This window comes from Nocardioides daeguensis, assembly GCF_019192965.1.
GTDB lineage: Bacteria > Actinomycetota > Actinomycetes > Propionibacteriales > Nocardioidaceae > Nocardioides > Nocardioides daeguensis.
Genome location: NZ_JAHTKU010000017.1, coordinates 213,456 through 229,911, shown reverse-complemented (window position 1 = coordinate 229,911; position 16,456 = coordinate 213,456). Strand labels below are relative to the sequence as shown.

The following is a 16,456-nucleotide window of genomic DNA, read 5'->3' as shown; positions in this document are numbered from 1 at the left end:
CCGCTGCGAGCGTAAGGCTCCGCCGCCGCCCCCGGTCGCGAGCCGCCGGGACCGGACGGCTCACGACATCTCGCTCTGCCGCTCCGTCGTCACATCGTGAACGTCGAGCTCGTGCCGGTGTTCGCCTCCACGTCGAGGACCGACGCCTCGAACAGGTCGTGGGCCAGTGCGCTGAGCGCCCGGCAGACCGCGAGCTCGTCTCCGATCTCCGGGGCGTCCCGGTCGTCGGGGCTGCGTCGTGCCAGGCCGACGCTGCGCAGCTCGGTGCCGGCGGTGGTGCGCAGCACGGCCTCCGCCCGGGTGCGCTGTCCGTCCTCGGACAGGTGGATCTCGACGTGCCAGGTCGTCGCGTGCATCTCGTTCTCCTTCGTTGGTCAGGCTGAGGGGGACGGGCGGCTCACCGGACGATGGCCACCGGACATTGGGCGTGCGCCAGGACGTGCTGGCTGACCGATCCCAGGAGCATCTCGGCGAACGCGTCCCGGCCGCGCGATCCGACGACGAGCAGCGAGGCAGCCCGACTGGCGTCGACCAGCACCTGCCCGGCGCGGACCGGGATCGCCTCGGGCTCGATCTCGACGTCGGGGAACTCCGCGGCGCAGTCGCGGCACAGCTCCCGGACGAGCTTCTCGGCGGCGGCCAGCTGCCGGTCGGCGACGTCGGACTCGGCACCGTCGAAGGTGAGGACGTGGGCGAGAACGGAGAAGTAGCCATGGATGGCGGTCACGCCCTCTCCCGTGCGCCGGGCGCGCTCGCAGGCGAACCGGAGCGCCTGGGCGGACTCCGGTGAGTCGTCGACGCCGACCACGATCCGGTCCACCACCGTCGAGTGCCGCGGGCGGACCACGACGACGGGGCAGGGGGCGTGGCGCGCGACGTGCTGACTGACCGACCCGGTGAGGGTCCCGGCAGCCAGGCCGTGGCCGGTGCTCCCGACGACCAGCATCGATGCCTTCTCCGCCGCCTGGAGCAGCTCGGGAACGACGGGCCCGTGCCGGACGTCGATGGTGGCGTCGGGTCGCCCGAGTGCCGCGACGCGTTCCGTGGCGGCCGTGCGCCACTCCTCGACGGCCCGGTCCATGACGTGGCGGTAGCCGCCCAGGACCGGGTCCATCGCCGTGCCGACGAGCACGACCCGCAGATCCGTCGCGGAGTCGGAGGCGGCCCAGGCGAGCGCGGCGTCCGCGCTGGCAGATCCGTCGTACCCGACGACGATGCAGGAAGGGTTCTCACTCATGGGACCAGCCTTCGCCGAACCCAGGCGATCGGGTAGGGCCGAAGGGCACCCCCGGTGGGTGACGGATGGCCGTGGAGGCGGCCGGGCGAGGGGACTTGACTGGTCGGTGGTCAACCGACGGAGAGGACGGCGACGGTCACGTTGAGCACCGTCAAAGCGGGCACCGGTGGAGAGGGCAGCGCGTCGTGCCCGGCCGCTGGCAGCCGATTGGCCTGATGATGATCGAGCGGGGGAGTGAGCCGTGACCGAACCGTGGTTGTTCACTGAGGCGCCGGCCGCGTTGGCCGCGAGCAGCGTCACGCTCATGGAGGGCACGACGTTCTGCATCGGGGACCGGGCAGGCGACCTTGGCGGTGTCGATCCGGGCGGCCTGTTCGTCAGGGACACCCGCATGCTGCGGGTCTGGGACCTGACCGTCGAGGGCCGCCGCCCCGCGCCGCTGACCGTCCACCACGAGACGCCGTACGCGGCCGTCCACGTCGGACACCTCAGGTTGCCGGCGGAGTCGGGTGCCCACGAGATCGTGGTCACGCGGCACCGTGTCGTCGGAGACGGCCTGCGGGAGGAGATCAGCCTGGTGAACTGCACTCCTCGTCACCGCCGGGTCGCAATGGAGCTGGCAGTCGCCAGCGACCTCGCCGACATCTTCGAGGTCAAGGACGGCCGAGCGGGCGAATCGTCGCTGCCGGCACGGGTGATCCAGCCCAACCACCTGCGGATCGAAGGCGTCCCCGATCGTGGCTACGGGCTCGTCGTCGTTCCCGACGGCGCCGCTCGGGCAACACCGAGCGGCATCTCCTGGACCGTCGACCTCGGCCCGCACGGGTCCTGGAGCACGATCCTCGAGGTGGTCGTCTCGGCAGGCGGGGTCGTCCTGGAACCGCACCATCCTCGTGACGTTCCGGTCCGGGAGGCTCTGCCGTACCGGCGCCGTGCGGAGTGGTGGGCGACGGCTCCACGGCTCGATACCCCCGATGCTCGTGTCCGTGGGCTGCTGCAGACCAGCGTCGAGGATCTCGGCATCCTGCGAATCTTCGACTCCGACGACCCCGACCACCCGGTCGTCGCGGCCGGAGCTCCGTGGTTCATGGCCCTGTTCGGCCGTGACGCGCTGATCTCGTCGCTGATGATGCTGCCGCTCTCGCCTGAGCTGGCGCTGGACACCTGCCACGTCCTGGCCGCACACCAGGGGCGGCAACGCGATGCGGTGTCGGAGGAGGAACCGGGGCGGATCCTGCACGAGCTGCGGCTCGGTCCGGCGGGGACGCTGGCACTCGGTGGGGGCAGTGCCTACTTCGGGAGCGTCGACGCGACGCCGCTCTTCGTCGTGGCCGTCGGACAGGTCGCTCGCTGGTCCGGCCCTGCCGCGGTCACTCCCGACCTGCTCCAGGCAGTCGACCGCGCCCTGGACTGGATCACGGAGTCCAGCGACCGCGACGGGTTCTTGTCGTACGTCCGCAAGACCCCGAACGGTCTGCGCAACCAAGGGTGGAAGGACTCCTGGGACGGCGTGAACTTCGCCGACGGCCGGCTCGCGGAGCCGCCCATCGCGCTGGCCGAGGTCCAGGGCTACGTCTACGCCGCATTCCGCGCTCGGGCAGACCTCGCCGACGCACTCGAGGGCGGCCGCCATGCCGGGGAGTGGCGCCGACGGGCCGACGACCTCAAGGAGCGGTTCGGCCAACGCTTCTGGTTGCCCGACCGCGGCTGGTACGCCGCCGCGCTCGACCGTGACCAGCAACCCGTCGATGCCCTCACCTCAGCGCTCGGGCACCTGCTGTGGTCCGGCATCGTCGACCTGCGGCTCGCCGACCAGGTGGTGTCCCACCTGCTGTCGCCCGAGCTCTTCTCCGGCTGGGGAATCCGGACCCTCGCCTCTTCCATGGGCCGCTACGACCCGTTGAGCTACCACAACGGGTCGGTGTGGCCGCACGACACGGCCCTGTGTGTCTCCGGGCTGGCGCGCTACGGCTACACCGTCGAGGCCGCGCGAGTCGCGAACGCCCTGCTCGACGCCGCCCGCGTCTTCGACCACCGGTTGCCCGAGCTGTTCGGCGGCTTCGACCGCGCGACGACCGGCATCCCGGTGCCGTACCCGGCGGCGTGCTCGCCTCAGGCGTGGGCGGCGGCCGCGCCCGTGGAGATCATGCGGTCGCTGCTGGGGCTGGAGCCGGGGCAGGACGGTCTCGAGTGCGAGCCGTTCCTGCCCGACCAGATGCTCCCGCTCCGGCTGGACGGCCTGCGCTGGCGGGGCGCGACCTACACGATCGAGGTGGACCCGGCCGGACGGCACCGGATGGGACCAGGCTCCTGACCCGCCGACCGACGACGGGCGAGCTCACCGGACGGGCACGGTCCAGCGGACCCGGGTGCCGTGCGGGTCGACGTCGCGGACCTCGAGGTCACCGCCGAGCTCGCGTGCCCGGAGTGCAGCGTTGGCCAGGCCGCTGTGCGGCAGGTCGCCGTCGAGGCCCTTCCCGTCGTCGGTGACCAGCAGGGTCACCTCGGTCGGGAGTGCGTTCACCTCGATCGCCAGCTCCGTCGCGTTCGCGTGGCGGGCCGCGTTGGACAGCAGCTCGCGCAGCACCGCCTCCAGGTGCCGCGCGTGGTCGGACGTGAGCAGCGTGTCCACGGGGCCGGTGAGTCCGAGGGTCGGCCGGAAGCCGAGCATCTCCTCCGCCTCATCCACGAGGGCCAGGATCTTCGCCCGCGCGGAGCCGACGGGACGCTGGAGCTCGAAGATGGTCATCCGGATGTCGCGGATGGTGGCGTCGAGATCGGCGATCAGGCGATCGAGGCGGTCCCCGCCCGGTGGGTGCACCTGGTGGCGCAAGCCTTCGAGCCCCATCCCGGTGGCGAACAGCCGCTGGATCACGAGGTCGTGCAGGTCGCGAGCGATCCGGTCGCGGTCGGTCAGCACGGCCAGGGCCTCGCGGTCGCGGAGGGCCTGCACCCGGTCGAGGGCGAGGCCGGCCTGCTCGGCGAAACCACAGACGAGGTCGTGGCTGTCCGGGTCCACGGGCGCTGGCGCGGCGACCAGCGCGACGGGCGGGTGCACCCGCGTCGGCAACGGCACGACCATGCCCCACGCGAACCGGCGCGGCCGGTCCCCGCGTGCCGCCGCCTGGATGGCTGGGCCCTGCGCTGTCAGCCGCTGGCGCAGGGCGACGGCGCCGTCGCCGTCGGAGGCACTCATCAGGTGGAGGTCGTGCGTGCGCAGGAGGACCCCGACGGTGTCACATCCGAACGCCGTGCGGGCGGCGCTGGCGACGAGCTCGAGCGGTCCAGGCCCGCCCTCCGGGTTGCCGGCAGCCTCGGTGACGCGGGCGATGGCCTCCAGCATCGTTCGCCGTGACTCGGTTCGGGCGTAGGCGAGGGCGTTGGCGATCGTGAAGCCGGCCACCCGGGCGAGTGCCTGCACCAACGATGCGTCCTCGGCGGTGAACGGGAGGCCCTCCCGCTTCTCGGTCAGGTAGAGGTTCCCGAAGACCTCGCCCCGCACGGTCACGGGCACGCCGAGGAACGTCGTCATCGGTGGGTGGCCGGCCGGGAACCCGTAGGACGCGAGATGGTCCTGGATCCGATCCAGCCGCAAGGGCCGGGGGTCGTCGATCACGAGTCCGAGGAGTCCTCTCCCGTGCGGGGGGTCTCCGATCGCGGCACGCTCCGAGGCGTCGAGGCCGTGGGTGACGAAGTCGCTGAGCGAGCGGTCCGGAGCGATCACCCCCAGCGCGCCGTACCGTGCGCCGGTGAGGTCGCAGGCGGCTCGCACGATGCGGTCCAGGACGTGGTGCGGGTCGAACTCGGAGCTGATCGCCACCATGGCGTCGAGCAGTGCCTGGGCCGCGGCGGGCAGCCCAGACGCGCCCTCCCTCGTGTCGTCGCCGACCACGTGGCCCATCCTCACTCCGGCCCGGGGCCGGGCGGAATGGTCAATTCGGGGGTCCGCGGGACGGGCGGACCATTGACCCGGTCCTGCGGGCCTCTCGGCTCTGGCGCGAGCCGTGCTCCCTGCCGAGGCTGGGTGTGGGGCGGCCTGCCACCGAGACGAAGGGGGAGCGCATGCGTGCGGAACTGAGCCTGGGAAGGGTCGGCGGATTCCCCGTGGCGGTCAGCTGGAGCACCGCGGTGGTGGTGCTGCTGCTGACCTGGGCGCTCGCCGACGGCGTGCTGCCGACAGCGGTCCCCGGCCGAGCGGTCGGGACGTACTACGCGGCGGGGGTGTCGGGTGCGGTCCTCCTGATCGCCTCGCACCGGTCCTGAGGAGATCGCCGTCATGCGAGCCGACCGCACCTACGGAGCCGTCGTACTGGCTTGGGCAGGCGCCGTGGGTGCGGTCGCCGGCTCCGACGACCTGCTGGCGCGGGTCAGGTCCTTGTCCGCACGCGGGGTCCACGTCGGGATCCTGGGACGCGGCGCGGCTCGGCAGCTGGGCACGATGCCGGGACCGGGCCAGGTGTGGTGCGTCGACGACACCCTGCCCGTTGCACGGCCGGAGCTGTTCCGGCGGTTCCACGATCTCGGTGTGGGCCCCGACCTGGTCCTGGTGCTGGAGGGCCCGGACTCGCCGCTCGAGATGCTCGACGACCAGCTGCGGCGATCAGGGCGGCTCCGGGTGCCGGACATCGATCGCGACCCGCGCTGGGTCGTGCAGCGTCAGGGACAGGCGGCGAACCGGCGTCGCGTCGACGAGGCTCTCTTCACGTTGTGCTCCGGCTACGTGGGCACCCGAGGTGCGGTCGAGGAACAGGTTCCAGGCCGCGAGGCGATGGTGCTGGCCGCGGGGGTGTACGCCGGCGACCGTCCGGAGGACGGCCTGGTGGTCGGTCCGAGCTGGACCGATGTCTCGTCGCTGAGCCCTGTCGAGCAGGACGTGCGCTGGCTCGACCTGCGCAGCGGCGTCCTGGTACGGGAGCAGGTCGCCGCGGGCACTCGACCGTTCAGGAGCGCCCGGTTCGCCAGCCTCGCCCTGCCGGGGTCGGCCGCGATGAGGGTCGAGGCGCCGGCGGACCAGGTCCGCTCCGTGGCGGGCGAGGGGGGAGAGGTGTGGCGGTGGTGCGAGGGCGCAGCTGGGGGCGGAGTCGGGGTGATGATCCGCGACTGCACCAGCACGGACGACGACCTGCACACCCACGAGCGCCTCGCGGCGTTCGTGGGCGAGCCCAGCTCCGTTCCGCGTCGAGCCGATGCCGAGGAGCATCTGGGGGCCGCGGCCCGGCAGGGCTTCGACCGCCTGCTCTCAGCGCAGCGACGGGAGTGGGCCGAGCGCTGGGCCACGGCCGGGGTCAGCGTGCCTGACGATCCGGAGCTCGAGCTGGGCCTTCGCTTCCTGCTCTTCCACCTCTGGTCCCTGAGCGACGGTCACGGCGAGCTCGCCGTGGGGGCGCGCGGGCTGTCCGGCAGTGGGTACGCCGGCCACGTCTTCTGGGACGCCGACGTGTTCGTGCTGCCGGCCATGATGACGATCGCCCCGGCGGCGGCGGCCGCGATGGTCCGCTACCGCTTGAGTCGGCTCCCGGCGGCTCGCGCACACGCCGAGGCTCACGGATGCCACGGAGCCCGGTTCCCGTGGGAGTCGGCTCTCACCGGCGACGACGTCACTCCGCGGCACGGCCAGCTCGGGGGAGAGGAGGTGCCCATCTTCACGGGGCTTCGCGAGGAGCACGTGACGGCTGACGTCGCTTGGGCGGTCGTGCGCCAGGCGCGATGGGCAGGACGCGACCTCTCCGCGCAGGAGCGCCGTCTGCTGGCAGCGACGGCGGACTACTGGGTGTCCCGGATTCCGGTGGGTGCGGATCGGCGGGCGCACCTTCGCGGTGTCATCGGGCCGGACGAGTACCACGAGGACGTCGACGACAACGCCTTCACCAACGTCATGGTGAGGTGGAACCTGAGGGCCGCAGCGGCGGAGGTCCCGCGCGCGGGCCAGGCGCGACGGCGCAGGTGGCTGGACCTCGCCGATGCGATCGTCGACGGCTATGACGAGGAGACGGGGCGCTACGAGCAGTTCCAGGGCTACTTCGCGCTCGAGCCGTTGACGGTCGGCGACCTGGGTCCGCCGCCGTTGGCCGCCGACGTCCTGATCGGACGGCGGCGTGTCGCCCGGTCCCAGCTGATCAAGCAGGCCGATGTGCTCATGCTTCACATGATGGTGCCGGGCGAGGTCGCACCGGGGTCGCTCCAGGCGAACCTCGACCACTACCTGCCCCGCACGGCCCACGGCTCCTCGCTCTCACCCGCGGTCAATGCGCTGGTGCTCGCCCGTGGTGGACACCCGGACCAAGCCCGTGCGCTGCTCAGGACGGCGTTGCGGATCGACCTCGACGACCTCGCCGCAACGACCGCGGGCGGTCTTCATCTCGGTGCGATGGGTGGCGCCTGGCAGGCGTTCCTCTTCGGCTTCGTCGGTGTCGAGGTGGTCGATGCGGTGCTGTGCATCGATCCGCACCTCCCCGCGAGCTGGCGGGAGGTCGAGGTGGCCTTCCGGTGCCTCTCCTCGGACGTGCGGGTACGGGTGGGCGAGGGCGTGGTGACGGTCTCGTCACGGTGTCCGATCCGCGCGCGCCGGGGTACGGCACCGGTCGTCGAGATCCCGGGCGGGCACCGGCCACGTCGGCTCGAGAGGAGTCGGGGATGAATGACGTCGTCACGATCGTGGAAGCGCCCCAGAGCCGTCAGGTGGCGATGGACGTCGGCGCCGCCGGAGCGCGGTTGCTGGGCTGTCGGTCGCGGACCGTGACGGTCGGCGTGCGCGGATCCGACGCGGTCGTCGAGGTCGCGCGCGCCACGCTGGCCGACCCGCACGTCGACGCGCTGGTCCTGGCAGGCACCCCGGAGGGGGCGCCGTCGTGGCGGATCATCACGGAGGCGACGAAGCCGGTGTTCGTGGTCCCGACGGGCTCGCGGTCGCCGAGTGGTGGCTTCCGGCGGGTACTCCTGCCCCTCGACGGTGGGCCGGCGGCCACCGCCGCTGCCGCCGCCGTGGTCCGGCGGATGGCGCCGGACACCGTCATCCTCGCCACGCACGTCTTCAGTGAGGGCACGGTGCCGGCCTTCTGGGACCAAGCCGCCCATGCCGGCGTCGCGTGGGGCAAGGAGTTCGTCGCCCGGAACCTCCCCGCCGCGGCAGACCTGCGACTGTGCCGGGGCGACCCAGCAGCGGAGGTCGTCGCCCAGGCCGACGAGTGTGGGGCTGATCTCCTCGTCCTCGGGTGGGCGCAACAGCTCACGGGGAGCCGGGCCAAGGTCGTCCGCCGGGCACTCGCCGGCCGGGTCCCGGTCCTCCTCGTCGGAGCCGTGGCAGGCGAGCAGCCGGGACGGTCCTAGCGGGACCCGGCGTCACCGGGTGCGGCCGGCGCTCAGCAGCGCGGTGTAGAGCCGTTCGTGGTCGGCGGCCATCCGTTGCAGCGAGAACCGTCGCGCGACCTCTCGGCGACAGGCGATGCGGTCGATGGTGTCGAGTCGACCGACTGCGGTGACCGCCTCGGTCTCGCTCTCGGCCAGGAAGCCGGTCCGACCGCTGGCCACGATCTCGGGCGCGGCGCCCCTGGGCCGCGTGATCACCGGCGTCCCGGTCGCCATGGCCTCGACCATGACGAGCCCGAAGGGCTCCGGCCAGTCGATCGGGTTGACCAGTCCGGCGGAGCGGCCCACCAGGTCGACCCGCTCGGCGGTGCCCAGCTCGGCGACCTCGTCCTCGGTCGCCGACAGCAACGGCCGCACGCACGTGCGGTAGTAGTCGAGCTCCTCGGGTTCGCGCATCTTGGACACGATCCGCAAGGGGCGACCGGCCGCGTGGGCGATCCGGACCGCCGCCGCCACGCCCTTGTCGGGGGACATCCGGCCCACGAAGACGAGGTGGTCCTCGTCGCCCGGCCCGAACCGGTGCGTCTCGAGGTCCACGCCGTGGTGGATGACGGCCGCGATGGGCACCTCGCCCGCCCTCCGGGCGTGGTCTCGGGAGATGGCGACCACGGCGGCCCGACGGGCGATCCTCGTGAAGATCGGAAGGGTGAGCGGGGTGAACGGACCATGGTTGGTGGTGACCACGGGCGGCCTGCCGCGGCCCGGTGGTGGCGCCAGCAGCGGGCCGAGGACGGTGTGGTCGTGGATGATGTCGACGTCGGCGAGAGCCTCGTATGCGGCCAGCACGTGGGCGGCCTCGGGCACCGTCTGGCCCAGCGGCTCCACGGGCGCGTCGAAGAGGTGGCTGCGCTCGACCGGGCACGTGGACGTGCCGAGGGTGAACAACCGGACGTCGTGCCCCAGCTCGGCCAGCCCGCGCGCGAGATCGGCGATGACGGCCTCCGTGCCGCCGTACGCCGGTGGTGGGACCGGGATCCACGGGGGCGCGATCAGTCCGATCCGCATCGGTGTGCGGGGCCGCGCGGGAGTCGTCATGGGAATCGCCTCCCGCGTTCCGGGCCGAGCTGGCGTTGGGTCTGAGGCGGTCGGCCGCCTCGATCCCCAGGATTCGTCCCGGCGAGGTCGTCCAGTAGGGCCGAAGGGCACTGCTGGGGATGACGGATGGCCGTGGATGAGGCCGAACGAGCTGGCTTGACTGGTTGGCGGACCGACGGAAGGCATGTGATGGTCACCTCGACCACGGTCGAGACCGAGGCCCGAGGAGGACGGGTGGGGCTGTGTGCTGTGCAGAGGATGGTGCCGGGGGACCGGCTGCGGGTGGGGGAGCCGGGGTGAGGCGCGCGGCTGAGGACCTCGGTGCGCGGCCGCGGCCTGCCGGGCGGCGTACCTGGCTGCTCCGGCTCGCCGCTCTGGCCTTCACCGTGCTCGCCCTCGCGTACGTCGGACCGCGTCTGGCCGGGGAGGTCGGCAGGTCCTGGTCGTCCGCCGGCGCGGCCATCGAGATCCTCCTGGTCCTCGGGCTGCTCGCCGAGCTGGCCTCCTCAGGCTTCTTCAGCCGGTTGACCTACGTGCTTCTCCCGCCGAGGGTGCGTCCTTCCTACGTCACGGTGCTGGCGATCGACGTGGCCGGGAACGGCTTCAGCCACGTCGTTCCCGGCGGTGGCGCCGCCGCCGCTGCTCTCCGGTTCCGGCTCCTCGGGCGGGTGGGCGTACCCCCGTCCGAGGCGGTCGGCGCCGCGGCGCTGGAGTCCGCGATCTCGATCCTGTGGCTGGTGGTCGCCTTCGTCCTGGGGCTGGTCGCGGCCGTGCCCGACCCGCAGACCCATCCGTTCCTCAGGACCGCGTCGGTCCTCGCCGTCGTCCTGGTGCTCGTCTTCGGGGGACTGGTCGCGGTGCTGGGCGTGCGCCCCGATCTCGTCGTCACGGTGACGGGAGCTCTGGCCGCACGACTGCCCCTGGTGCAGCAGGCGGCCCTGGAACGTCTGGTGCGAGGCCTGGTCACCCAGGTCGGGTTGGTGACGAGCAGCTGGACGCGCAGTGCCCGTGCCGTGCTGTGGGGCCTGGGCAACTGGTCGTTCGATGCCCTGTCGCTCTACCTGTGCGTGTCGGCGTTCGGGGACGCACCGAATCCGGGCGGGCTGCTCACGACCTACGCGCTCGTGGCCCTGATCGCCCTGCTGCCGCTCACCCCGGGTGGCCTCGGTCTGGTCGAGGGCGTCGCGGTCCCGGCACTGCTGTCCTTCGGTACCGACCACGAAGCGGCGCTGCTGGGCGTGCTGGCGTGGCGTGTGTTCGCCTTCTGGCTGCCGATCCCGTTGGGCGGGGCAGCAGGCCTCTGGCTGCGTCGGTCCGCGCGACCTCTCAGTCGTCGACGAGCCGTCGACCGGTGATCTGCGTGGGCCGGATCCGGACGTACACGGGCCGGAAGCCGCGCGCCCAGGGCAGAGGGCGGGTCGAGCGCTGGGCCGGGAGGTCCTCGCTCTCGACGTACGACGACGTCCCGCGCACCAGGACGCTCCATCCGGTCTGGTGGAAGTCGTCGAGCCGGTCCACCTGGAAGGACACCTTCGCGTCGTTGAGCCGCAGGCACATCTGGCTGGCCGGCGAGACCCGGAACAGCACGGTCTCGCCGTCCATCCGGAAGTTGACCGGGAGCGCGAGCGGACCCTCGTCATCGGCGTAGACGATCCGGCCCACCCGCGCCAGGCCGAGGAGTTGGAGGCACTCCGAGCGCGGGATTTCGTGCAGCGTGGCCTGCTGGAGGTCCTCGTAGGCGTCCATGTCCGCTCTCCGTTCTGGTCGCTCTCGGTCGGGGCACGCAGCCTAGGCGAGCAGGCGTCCGCCGTCGACGACGATCTGGGTGCCGGTGACGTAGGACGCCAGGTCGCTGGCCAGGAAGAGCGCCGCGCGAGCGACGTCGTCGGGGGCCCCCATCCGGCCCATCGGGACCTGGGCGAGGAACGCCTCCAGGATCGCCTGGGGGTCGATGCCCGCGCCGGCCTGCATCGTGGTCGCGCCGGGCGTCGCGATCGCACCGGGGGCGATGGCGTTGACCCAGATGCCGTGGGGGGCGAGCTCGAGGGCCAGGTTCTTGGTGAAGCCCCAGACCCCGTGCTTGGAGGCGTCGTAGTGCGCCAGGCCGACGGCGGACGGGTGGAGCGCGTCGATCGAGGTCACGTTGATGATGCGGCCGCCCGCGTCCTGGTCGCGCATCCGCAGCGCGGCCTCCCTCGAGCACAGGTACACGCCTCGCAGGTTGGTGCGGATGACGCGGTCGAAGTCGTCGGGGGTCATGTCGAGCACCGGCATGCTCGGGAAGATGCCGGCGTTGTTGACCAGGATGTCGACCCGCCCCCGCCAGCCGATCGTGTCCGCGACCAGACGGTGCACCTCGTCCGCGTCACCGACGTCGACGTACATGGCCAGCGCCGACCGGCCGTGCTCGGTGAGCTCCTTGGCCGTGGCGTCCGCGGCCTCCAGGTCGGCGTCGGCGACCACGACGGAGGCTCCCGCCTCGGCGAGGCGCTCGACGATGCCGCGCCCGATGCCCATGGCGCCGCCGGTGACGATCGCCGTGCGTCCCGTGAGATCCACGAGGTCGGCGATGCTGGGGGAGCTGATGGTCATGACTGTTCCTCTCGTTCCTGGGTCACCTCAAGGCTCTGCCCCGCGGCCCGGGCACCGACAGGGCCCCTGGTCCCCCGAGGGAGGACTTCCGGCCCTGACCCGGGCGCCGTCGGCGGCGCAGGATCGATGGTGGAGATCTTCACCCCAGCGGATCGAGGACTGCGATGAGCCCAGGAACCGAGGTGACCTTCGCCGACCGGGCGGACGCCGGAAGGCAGCTGGCCCAACGCCTACGGCACCTGCGCGGCCAGGACGTCGTCGTCCTCGGACTCCCGCGCGGCGGGGTCCCGGTCGCCCTGGAGGTGGCACGCGAGCTGCGCGCTCCGCTGGACGTGATCGTGGTTCGCAAGCTGGGTCTGCCCTTCCAGCCCGAGGTCGCCATGGGAGCCATCGGCGAGGGCGGGTACGAGGTGCTCGACCGGGGCCTGATCGCGCGCACGGGTGTCACCGACCGCCAGCTCGAGCTGGTGGAGGCGCGGGAGCGGGCCGAGCTCCAGGATCGGGTACGGCGCTTCCGGCCCGGCCGGGAGCCGGCCGACCTGACGGGACGCACGGCCGTGATCGTCGACGACGGCATCGCGACCGGCGCGACGGCTGCCGTGGCGTGCCAGGCCGCGCGCCATCTCGGCGCGACCCGCGTGCTGGTCGCGGTGCCCGTGGGTCCGGCGGGACTGCGCCGGACCGATCTCGGCGCCGACGACGTGGTCGTCGTCCAGACGCCCGACCCGTTCTGGTCCGTCGGCCAGCACTATCGCGACTTCGCGCCCACCACGGACGACGAGGTCGTCCGCCTGGTCACCGCGGAACCGCGCGTGGCACCGTCCCCGTTAGCGACGCAGCGACCCGGGTACGACGCCGACGTCGAGCTTCCCCTCAGGCAGCAGGTCCTGAGGGGCCACCTGCACCTGCCGGCCGACCCGCGGGGGATCGTCGTCTTCGCGCACGGCAGCGGGAGCAGCCGCCACAGCAGTCGTAACCAGTACGTCGCTCGGGTGCTCCGCGAAGCGGGCCTCGGCACGCTGCTGCTCGACCTGCTCACCCCCGAGGAGGAGCAGGACCGCGACAACGTCTTCGACGTGGCCCTGCTGGCCGGGCGGGTCGCCGCAGCCGTCCGGTGGCTGCGGGACAGGCCGGACGCGGCCGCCGCGCGGATCGGCCTGTTCGGGGCGAGCACCGGTGCCGCCGCGGCGCTGGGGGCCGCGGCCGATCCGGGCCTGCAGATCGCGGCCGTGGTCTCGCGTGGCGGCCGCCCGGACCTCGCCGGCCCGCACCTGCGCCACGTCACGGCTCCCACCCTCCTGGTGGTCGGCGGCGCGGACACGCAGGTGCTCCGGCTCAACCAGCTGGCGGCGGACCAGCTCGGCTGCGTGCACGAGCTGCGGGTGGTGCCCCGCGCAACGCACCTGTTCGAGGAGCCGGGTGCGCTGCGGGAGGTGGCCCACCTGGCCCGCGACTGGTTCAGCCACTACCTCCTGGCAGGTGGAACGGAGCGGTCAGCGCCCCTGGGGGTCGCGTGATGGGCGTCCGACAGCACTCCCTCGACCACGCCGCGATGGCTCAGGTCCGGCACCTGGCGGGCCCGCTCGTCGTACCGGCCGACCTCGACCCCGTCGTCGAGCGGCTCGGTTCCGTGCGCTTCGCCTGCCTCGGCGAGGCGTCCCACGGCACGCACGAGTTCTACCGGTGGCGCGGAGAGCTGAGCCGGCGCCTGATCGAGGAGCAGGGGTTCACCTGGATCGGCGTCGAGGGCGACTGGCCCGACTGCTGGCGGATCAACACCTGGCTGCGTGGCCCGGCCGAGGACGCCCGCACCGCGCGAGAGGTGCTTGCCGGGTTCGCACGCTGGCCGACCTGGATGTGGGCCAACAGCGAGGTCGCCGACTTCCTCGACTGGCTCCGGGGTCACAACCTCGCCCGCCCTGCCGAGCGCCGGGTCGGCTTCTACGGTCTCGACGTGTACTCGTTGTGGGACTCCCTGCGCGAGATCATCACCTGGCTCAGCGAGCACGCGCCGGACTCGGTCGGCGATGCCCACCGGGCCTGGCAGTGCTTCGTGCCGTACGGCGAGGACCCGCACCGCTACGCAAGGGCCACCCGGCTGGTCCCCCTGTCCTGCGAGAACGACGTCGTCGCCCTCCTGGCGGAGGTCCGGGCCCGGTACCGGTCGACGGGGGAGGGCGACGAGGGTGCCTTCGCGGCGGCGCAGAACGCCGAGGTGGCCGCCAACGCCGAGCTCTACTACCGGACGATGGTGCGCGGCGACCGTACGTCCTGGAACGTGCGCGATCACCACATGGTCGACACGGTGGAGCGCATCGCGAAGCACCTCGGCCCCGGGGCCAAGGGGCTGATCTGGGAGCACAACACCCACGTCGGAGACGCCCGCGCGACCGACATGGCGCTCGCGGGGATGGTCAACGTCGGACAGCTCCTGAGGGAGAGGCGGCTGAGCGCCGACGTCGCACTCGTCGGGTTCGCGTGCCACCGCGGGACCGTCCTCGCCGCGTCGGGGTGGGGGGAGCCCGAATGTGTCCTCGAGGTCCCCGGCGCCCGGCCGGGCAGCCACGAGGACGTGCTCCACCACGCCCTCGGCCGTTCCGCGGTGCTCGTCTTCCCCGAGGACCGAACCGGCCCGTGGCTCTCCGCGCGGCGCGGCCATCGTGCCATCGGGGTCGTCTACGAGCCTGCCCAGGAGGGGCGCAACTACGTGCCGACGGTCATCGGGCGCCGCTACGACGCGCTCGTCTGGCTCGAGCGGACCCGCGCCCTCCTGCCGCTCCACCACGAGTCGCGCCCGGTCGAGCCCGAGCTCGAGACGGAGCCGTCCGGGTTCTGAACAGGGCCCTCACCCACGCAGCGCGCGGAACGCGTCGTATACCAGGTAGGCGGGCCAGAACACGCCCTGGACGAGCGCCCACAGGTGCTCGCCGAAGCCGTCGGCCGCGCGCCAGAACCAGACCCATGCGCCGATGATGCCGAGGCCGTACAGGGCCTCCGGCGGGCTGGGTACCCGACTGGTGGCGGGGGCTGGCGGGGATGCGACCTTCTCGATGTTCTCCATGCTTCAGGGAACGCCAGGCGCACGGCCCACATCCAGAGGACGAAGGTCCCCCTCGGCAGGCCTCTCGGCCCTGCGGCGAGGGGCCGGATCAGGGCAGCTGCACGTAACCGTGCTCCATCTTCCACAGGAAGTACTTCTCGAACGCCGGCTTCATCAGGTGTGCCTGCGGCCCCGGGACCAGGACCCCGTGCTTGCGCGGGGGCAGCATCCTTCTTCAGGACGCGCTGGCGGCCTCCGTCAGGTCGAGCGCCCGGACGGCCGCGATCAGCTGCTCGAGCCCGGCTGCCGGGAGCGCGCCCGCCTGGCGGAAGACGAGCTGACCGTCCTTGAAGGCCATCAGGGTCGGGATCGAGGTGATCTGGGCGGCGGCCGCGAGGTCGCGCTCCGCCTCGGTGTCGACCTTGGCGAAGACGATGTCCGGGTGTGCGGCGGCGGCGCGCTCGAAGACGGGGGCGAACATCCGGCACGGGCCGCACCAGGACGCCCAGAAGTCGACCAGGACGATGTCGTTGTCCTGCACGGTGGTCTCGAAGGTGGCGGCGGTGAGGTCGGTGGTGGACATGGCATTCCTCCCGTGGGATGTGGGTTCGGCTTCGTGGGGATAACCCCCTGGGGGGATATTTGATTCCCGTTCCGCCACAGGTCCTTCCGCTCCGGGACCTTGCGCCCTGCAGCGGGTGACCGCGCTGCGCGAGCGTGGCGTCAACCGACCACCGAGGAGGCCCCATGTCCCCGTCCCTGCTGGCTCCCGCGTCCGAGCTGATGTCCTGGCCGGTCGCGACCATCGACCACGAGTGCACCCTCCAGGAGGTGATCGAGCTGCTCGGTGCCGAGGAGGTCGGAGCTCTGGTCGTCACGCGTCAGGAGCATCCGATCGGCATGCTCTCCGAGCGCGATGTCGTCGTTCACCTCGCCCGAGCCGCCGATGCGGCGCACCTCACGGCGGGGGAGGCGATGACGACCGAGGTCGTCAGCGCCCCCGAGACGATCACGATCGTCGATGCAGCGCGGCTGCTCGCGTCGGCCGACATCCGACACCTGCCCCTGACCAGGGACGGCGCGATCGTCGGCATCGTCTCCTCCCGCGACGTCATCGACGTCCTCGCCAACCAGACGTGAGGTGCCGGCTCGGCCGGACCGCGAGGTACGGCGGGCGCGAACGATGC

At 72.5% G+C, this 16,456-nt stretch carries 16 protein-coding genes; 8 read left to right on the top strand and 8 right to left on the bottom strand.

From position 1 onward, the window contains the following. Window positions 1–89 precede the first annotated feature (89 nt). Window positions 90–356, bottom strand: coding sequence for a DUF1876 domain-containing protein (locus tag KU893_RS14720; protein WP_218235111.1), 267 nt, complete (start codon window positions 354–356; stop codon window positions 90–92). 41 nt (window positions 357–397) lie between these two features. Next, window positions 398–1,237: a universal stress protein gene (locus KU893_RS14715; RefSeq protein WP_218235110.1), complete on the bottom strand. Its 840-nt coding sequence runs from the start codon at window positions 1,235–1,237 to the stop codon at window positions 398–400. 241 nt (window positions 1,238–1,478) lie between these two features. On the opposite strand from KU893_RS14715, the gene KU893_RS14710 reads away from it, so the two are divergent. After that, on the top strand, window positions 1,479–3,551 hold the full coding sequence (locus tag KU893_RS14710) for an amylo-alpha-1,6-glucosidase (protein ID WP_218235109.1): 2,073 nt from the start codon (window positions 1,479–1,481) through the stop codon (window positions 3,549–3,551). A gap of 24 nt (window positions 3,552–3,575) precedes the next feature. Here the strand turns inward: KU893_RS14710 and KU893_RS14705 are convergent, their stop codons facing one another. Continuing rightward, window positions 3,576–5,129, bottom strand: a complete 1,554-nt coding sequence (locus tag KU893_RS14705) for a GAF domain-containing sensor histidine kinase (protein WP_218235108.1) — start codon at window positions 5,127–5,129, stop codon at window positions 3,576–3,578. A gap of 170 nt (window positions 5,130–5,299) precedes the next feature. On the opposite strand from KU893_RS14705, the gene KU893_RS14700 reads away from it, so the two are divergent. Genes KU893_RS14700 through KU893_RS14690 form a run of 3 tightly spaced genes read left to right on the top strand, consistent with a single transcriptional unit; the run spans window position 5,300 to window position 8,563 of the window. Beyond that, window positions 5,300–5,500, top strand: coding sequence for a zinc metalloprotease (locus KU893_RS14700; RefSeq protein ID WP_218235107.1), 201 nt, complete (start codon window positions 5,300–5,302; stop codon window positions 5,498–5,500). A 13-nt stretch (window positions 5,501–5,513) separates the two neighbouring features. Next, window positions 5,514–7,874: a glycoside hydrolase family 65 protein gene (locus tag KU893_RS14695; RefSeq protein ID WP_218235106.1), complete on the top strand. Its 2,361-nt coding sequence runs from the start codon at window positions 5,514–5,516 to the stop codon at window positions 7,872–7,874. Then, the gene (locus KU893_RS14690; protein ID WP_218235105.1) at window positions 7,871–8,563 is read left to right on the top strand and encodes a universal stress protein; all 693 of its coding nucleotides are present in this window, start codon (window positions 7,871–7,873) and stop codon (window positions 8,561–8,563) included. The genes KU893_RS14695 and KU893_RS14690 overlap by 4 nt, the downstream gene beginning before the upstream one ends. Before the next feature lie 12 nt (window positions 8,564–8,575). Here the strand turns inward: KU893_RS14690 and KU893_RS14685 are convergent, their stop codons facing one another. Further along, window positions 8,576–9,637 carry a glycosyltransferase gene (locus KU893_RS14685; RefSeq protein WP_218235104.1) on the bottom strand — a complete coding sequence of 354 codons (1,062 nt, stop codon included), beginning with the start codon at window positions 9,635–9,637 and terminating at the stop codon, window positions 8,576–8,578. 296 nt (window positions 9,638–9,933) lie between these two features. Between KU893_RS14685 and KU893_RS14680 the strand changes: the two genes are divergently transcribed. Further along, window positions 9,934–10,992 (top strand): lysylphosphatidylglycerol synthase transmembrane domain-containing protein, encoded by a 1,059-nt coding sequence (locus tag KU893_RS14680; protein WP_218235103.1) that lies wholly within the window; start codon window positions 9,934–9,936, stop codon window positions 10,990–10,992. On the opposite strand, the gene KU893_RS14675 is transcribed toward KU893_RS14680, so the two are convergent. Further along, window positions 10,964–11,383, bottom strand: a complete 420-nt coding sequence (locus KU893_RS14675; protein ID WP_218235102.1) for a pyridoxamine 5'-phosphate oxidase family protein — start codon at window positions 11,381–11,383, stop codon at window positions 10,964–10,966. The two genes, KU893_RS14680 and KU893_RS14675, sit on opposite strands and share 29 nt — an antisense overlap. Window positions 11,384–11,425: 42 nt before the next feature. Further along, window positions 11,426–12,229, bottom strand: a complete 804-nt coding sequence (locus KU893_RS14670; RefSeq protein WP_218235101.1) for an SDR family NAD(P)-dependent oxidoreductase — start codon at window positions 12,227–12,229, stop codon at window positions 11,426–11,428. Window positions 12,230–12,393: 164 nt separating this feature from the next. On the opposite strand from KU893_RS14670, the gene KU893_RS14665 reads away from it, so the two are divergent. Both KU893_RS14665 and KU893_RS14660 read left to right on the top strand, forming a co-directional pair. Next, a complete protein-coding gene (locus KU893_RS14665) occupies window positions 12,394–13,746 on the top strand; it encodes a phosphoribosyltransferase family protein (protein WP_218235100.1) in 1,353 nt (450 codons plus the stop codon). Further along, the gene (locus tag KU893_RS14660) at window positions 13,746–15,065 is read left to right on the top strand and encodes an erythromycin esterase family protein (RefSeq protein ID WP_218235099.1); all 1,320 of its coding nucleotides are present in this window, start codon (window positions 13,746–13,748) and stop codon (window positions 15,063–15,065) included. The genes KU893_RS14665 and KU893_RS14660 overlap by 1 nt, the downstream gene beginning before the upstream one ends. Window positions 15,066–15,074: 9 nt before the next feature. Here KU893_RS14660 and KU893_RS14655 read toward each other — a convergent pair whose 3' ends face one another. Then, window positions 15,075–15,290 carry a hypothetical protein gene (locus tag KU893_RS14655; RefSeq protein WP_246592649.1) on the bottom strand — a complete coding sequence of 72 codons (216 nt, stop codon included), beginning with the start codon at window positions 15,288–15,290 and terminating at the stop codon, window positions 15,075–15,077. Window positions 15,291–15,504: 214 nt separating this feature from the next. Next, a complete protein-coding gene (trxA, locus tag KU893_RS14650; RefSeq protein WP_218235098.1) occupies window positions 15,505–15,852 on the bottom strand; it encodes a thioredoxin in 348 nt (115 codons plus the stop codon). A gap of 164 nt (window positions 15,853–16,016) precedes the next feature. Between trxA and KU893_RS14645 the strand changes: the two genes are divergently transcribed. After that, a complete protein-coding gene (locus KU893_RS14645; protein ID WP_218235097.1) occupies window positions 16,017–16,409 on the top strand; it encodes a CBS domain-containing protein in 393 nt (130 codons plus the stop codon). Window positions 16,410–16,456 lie beyond the last annotated feature (47 nt).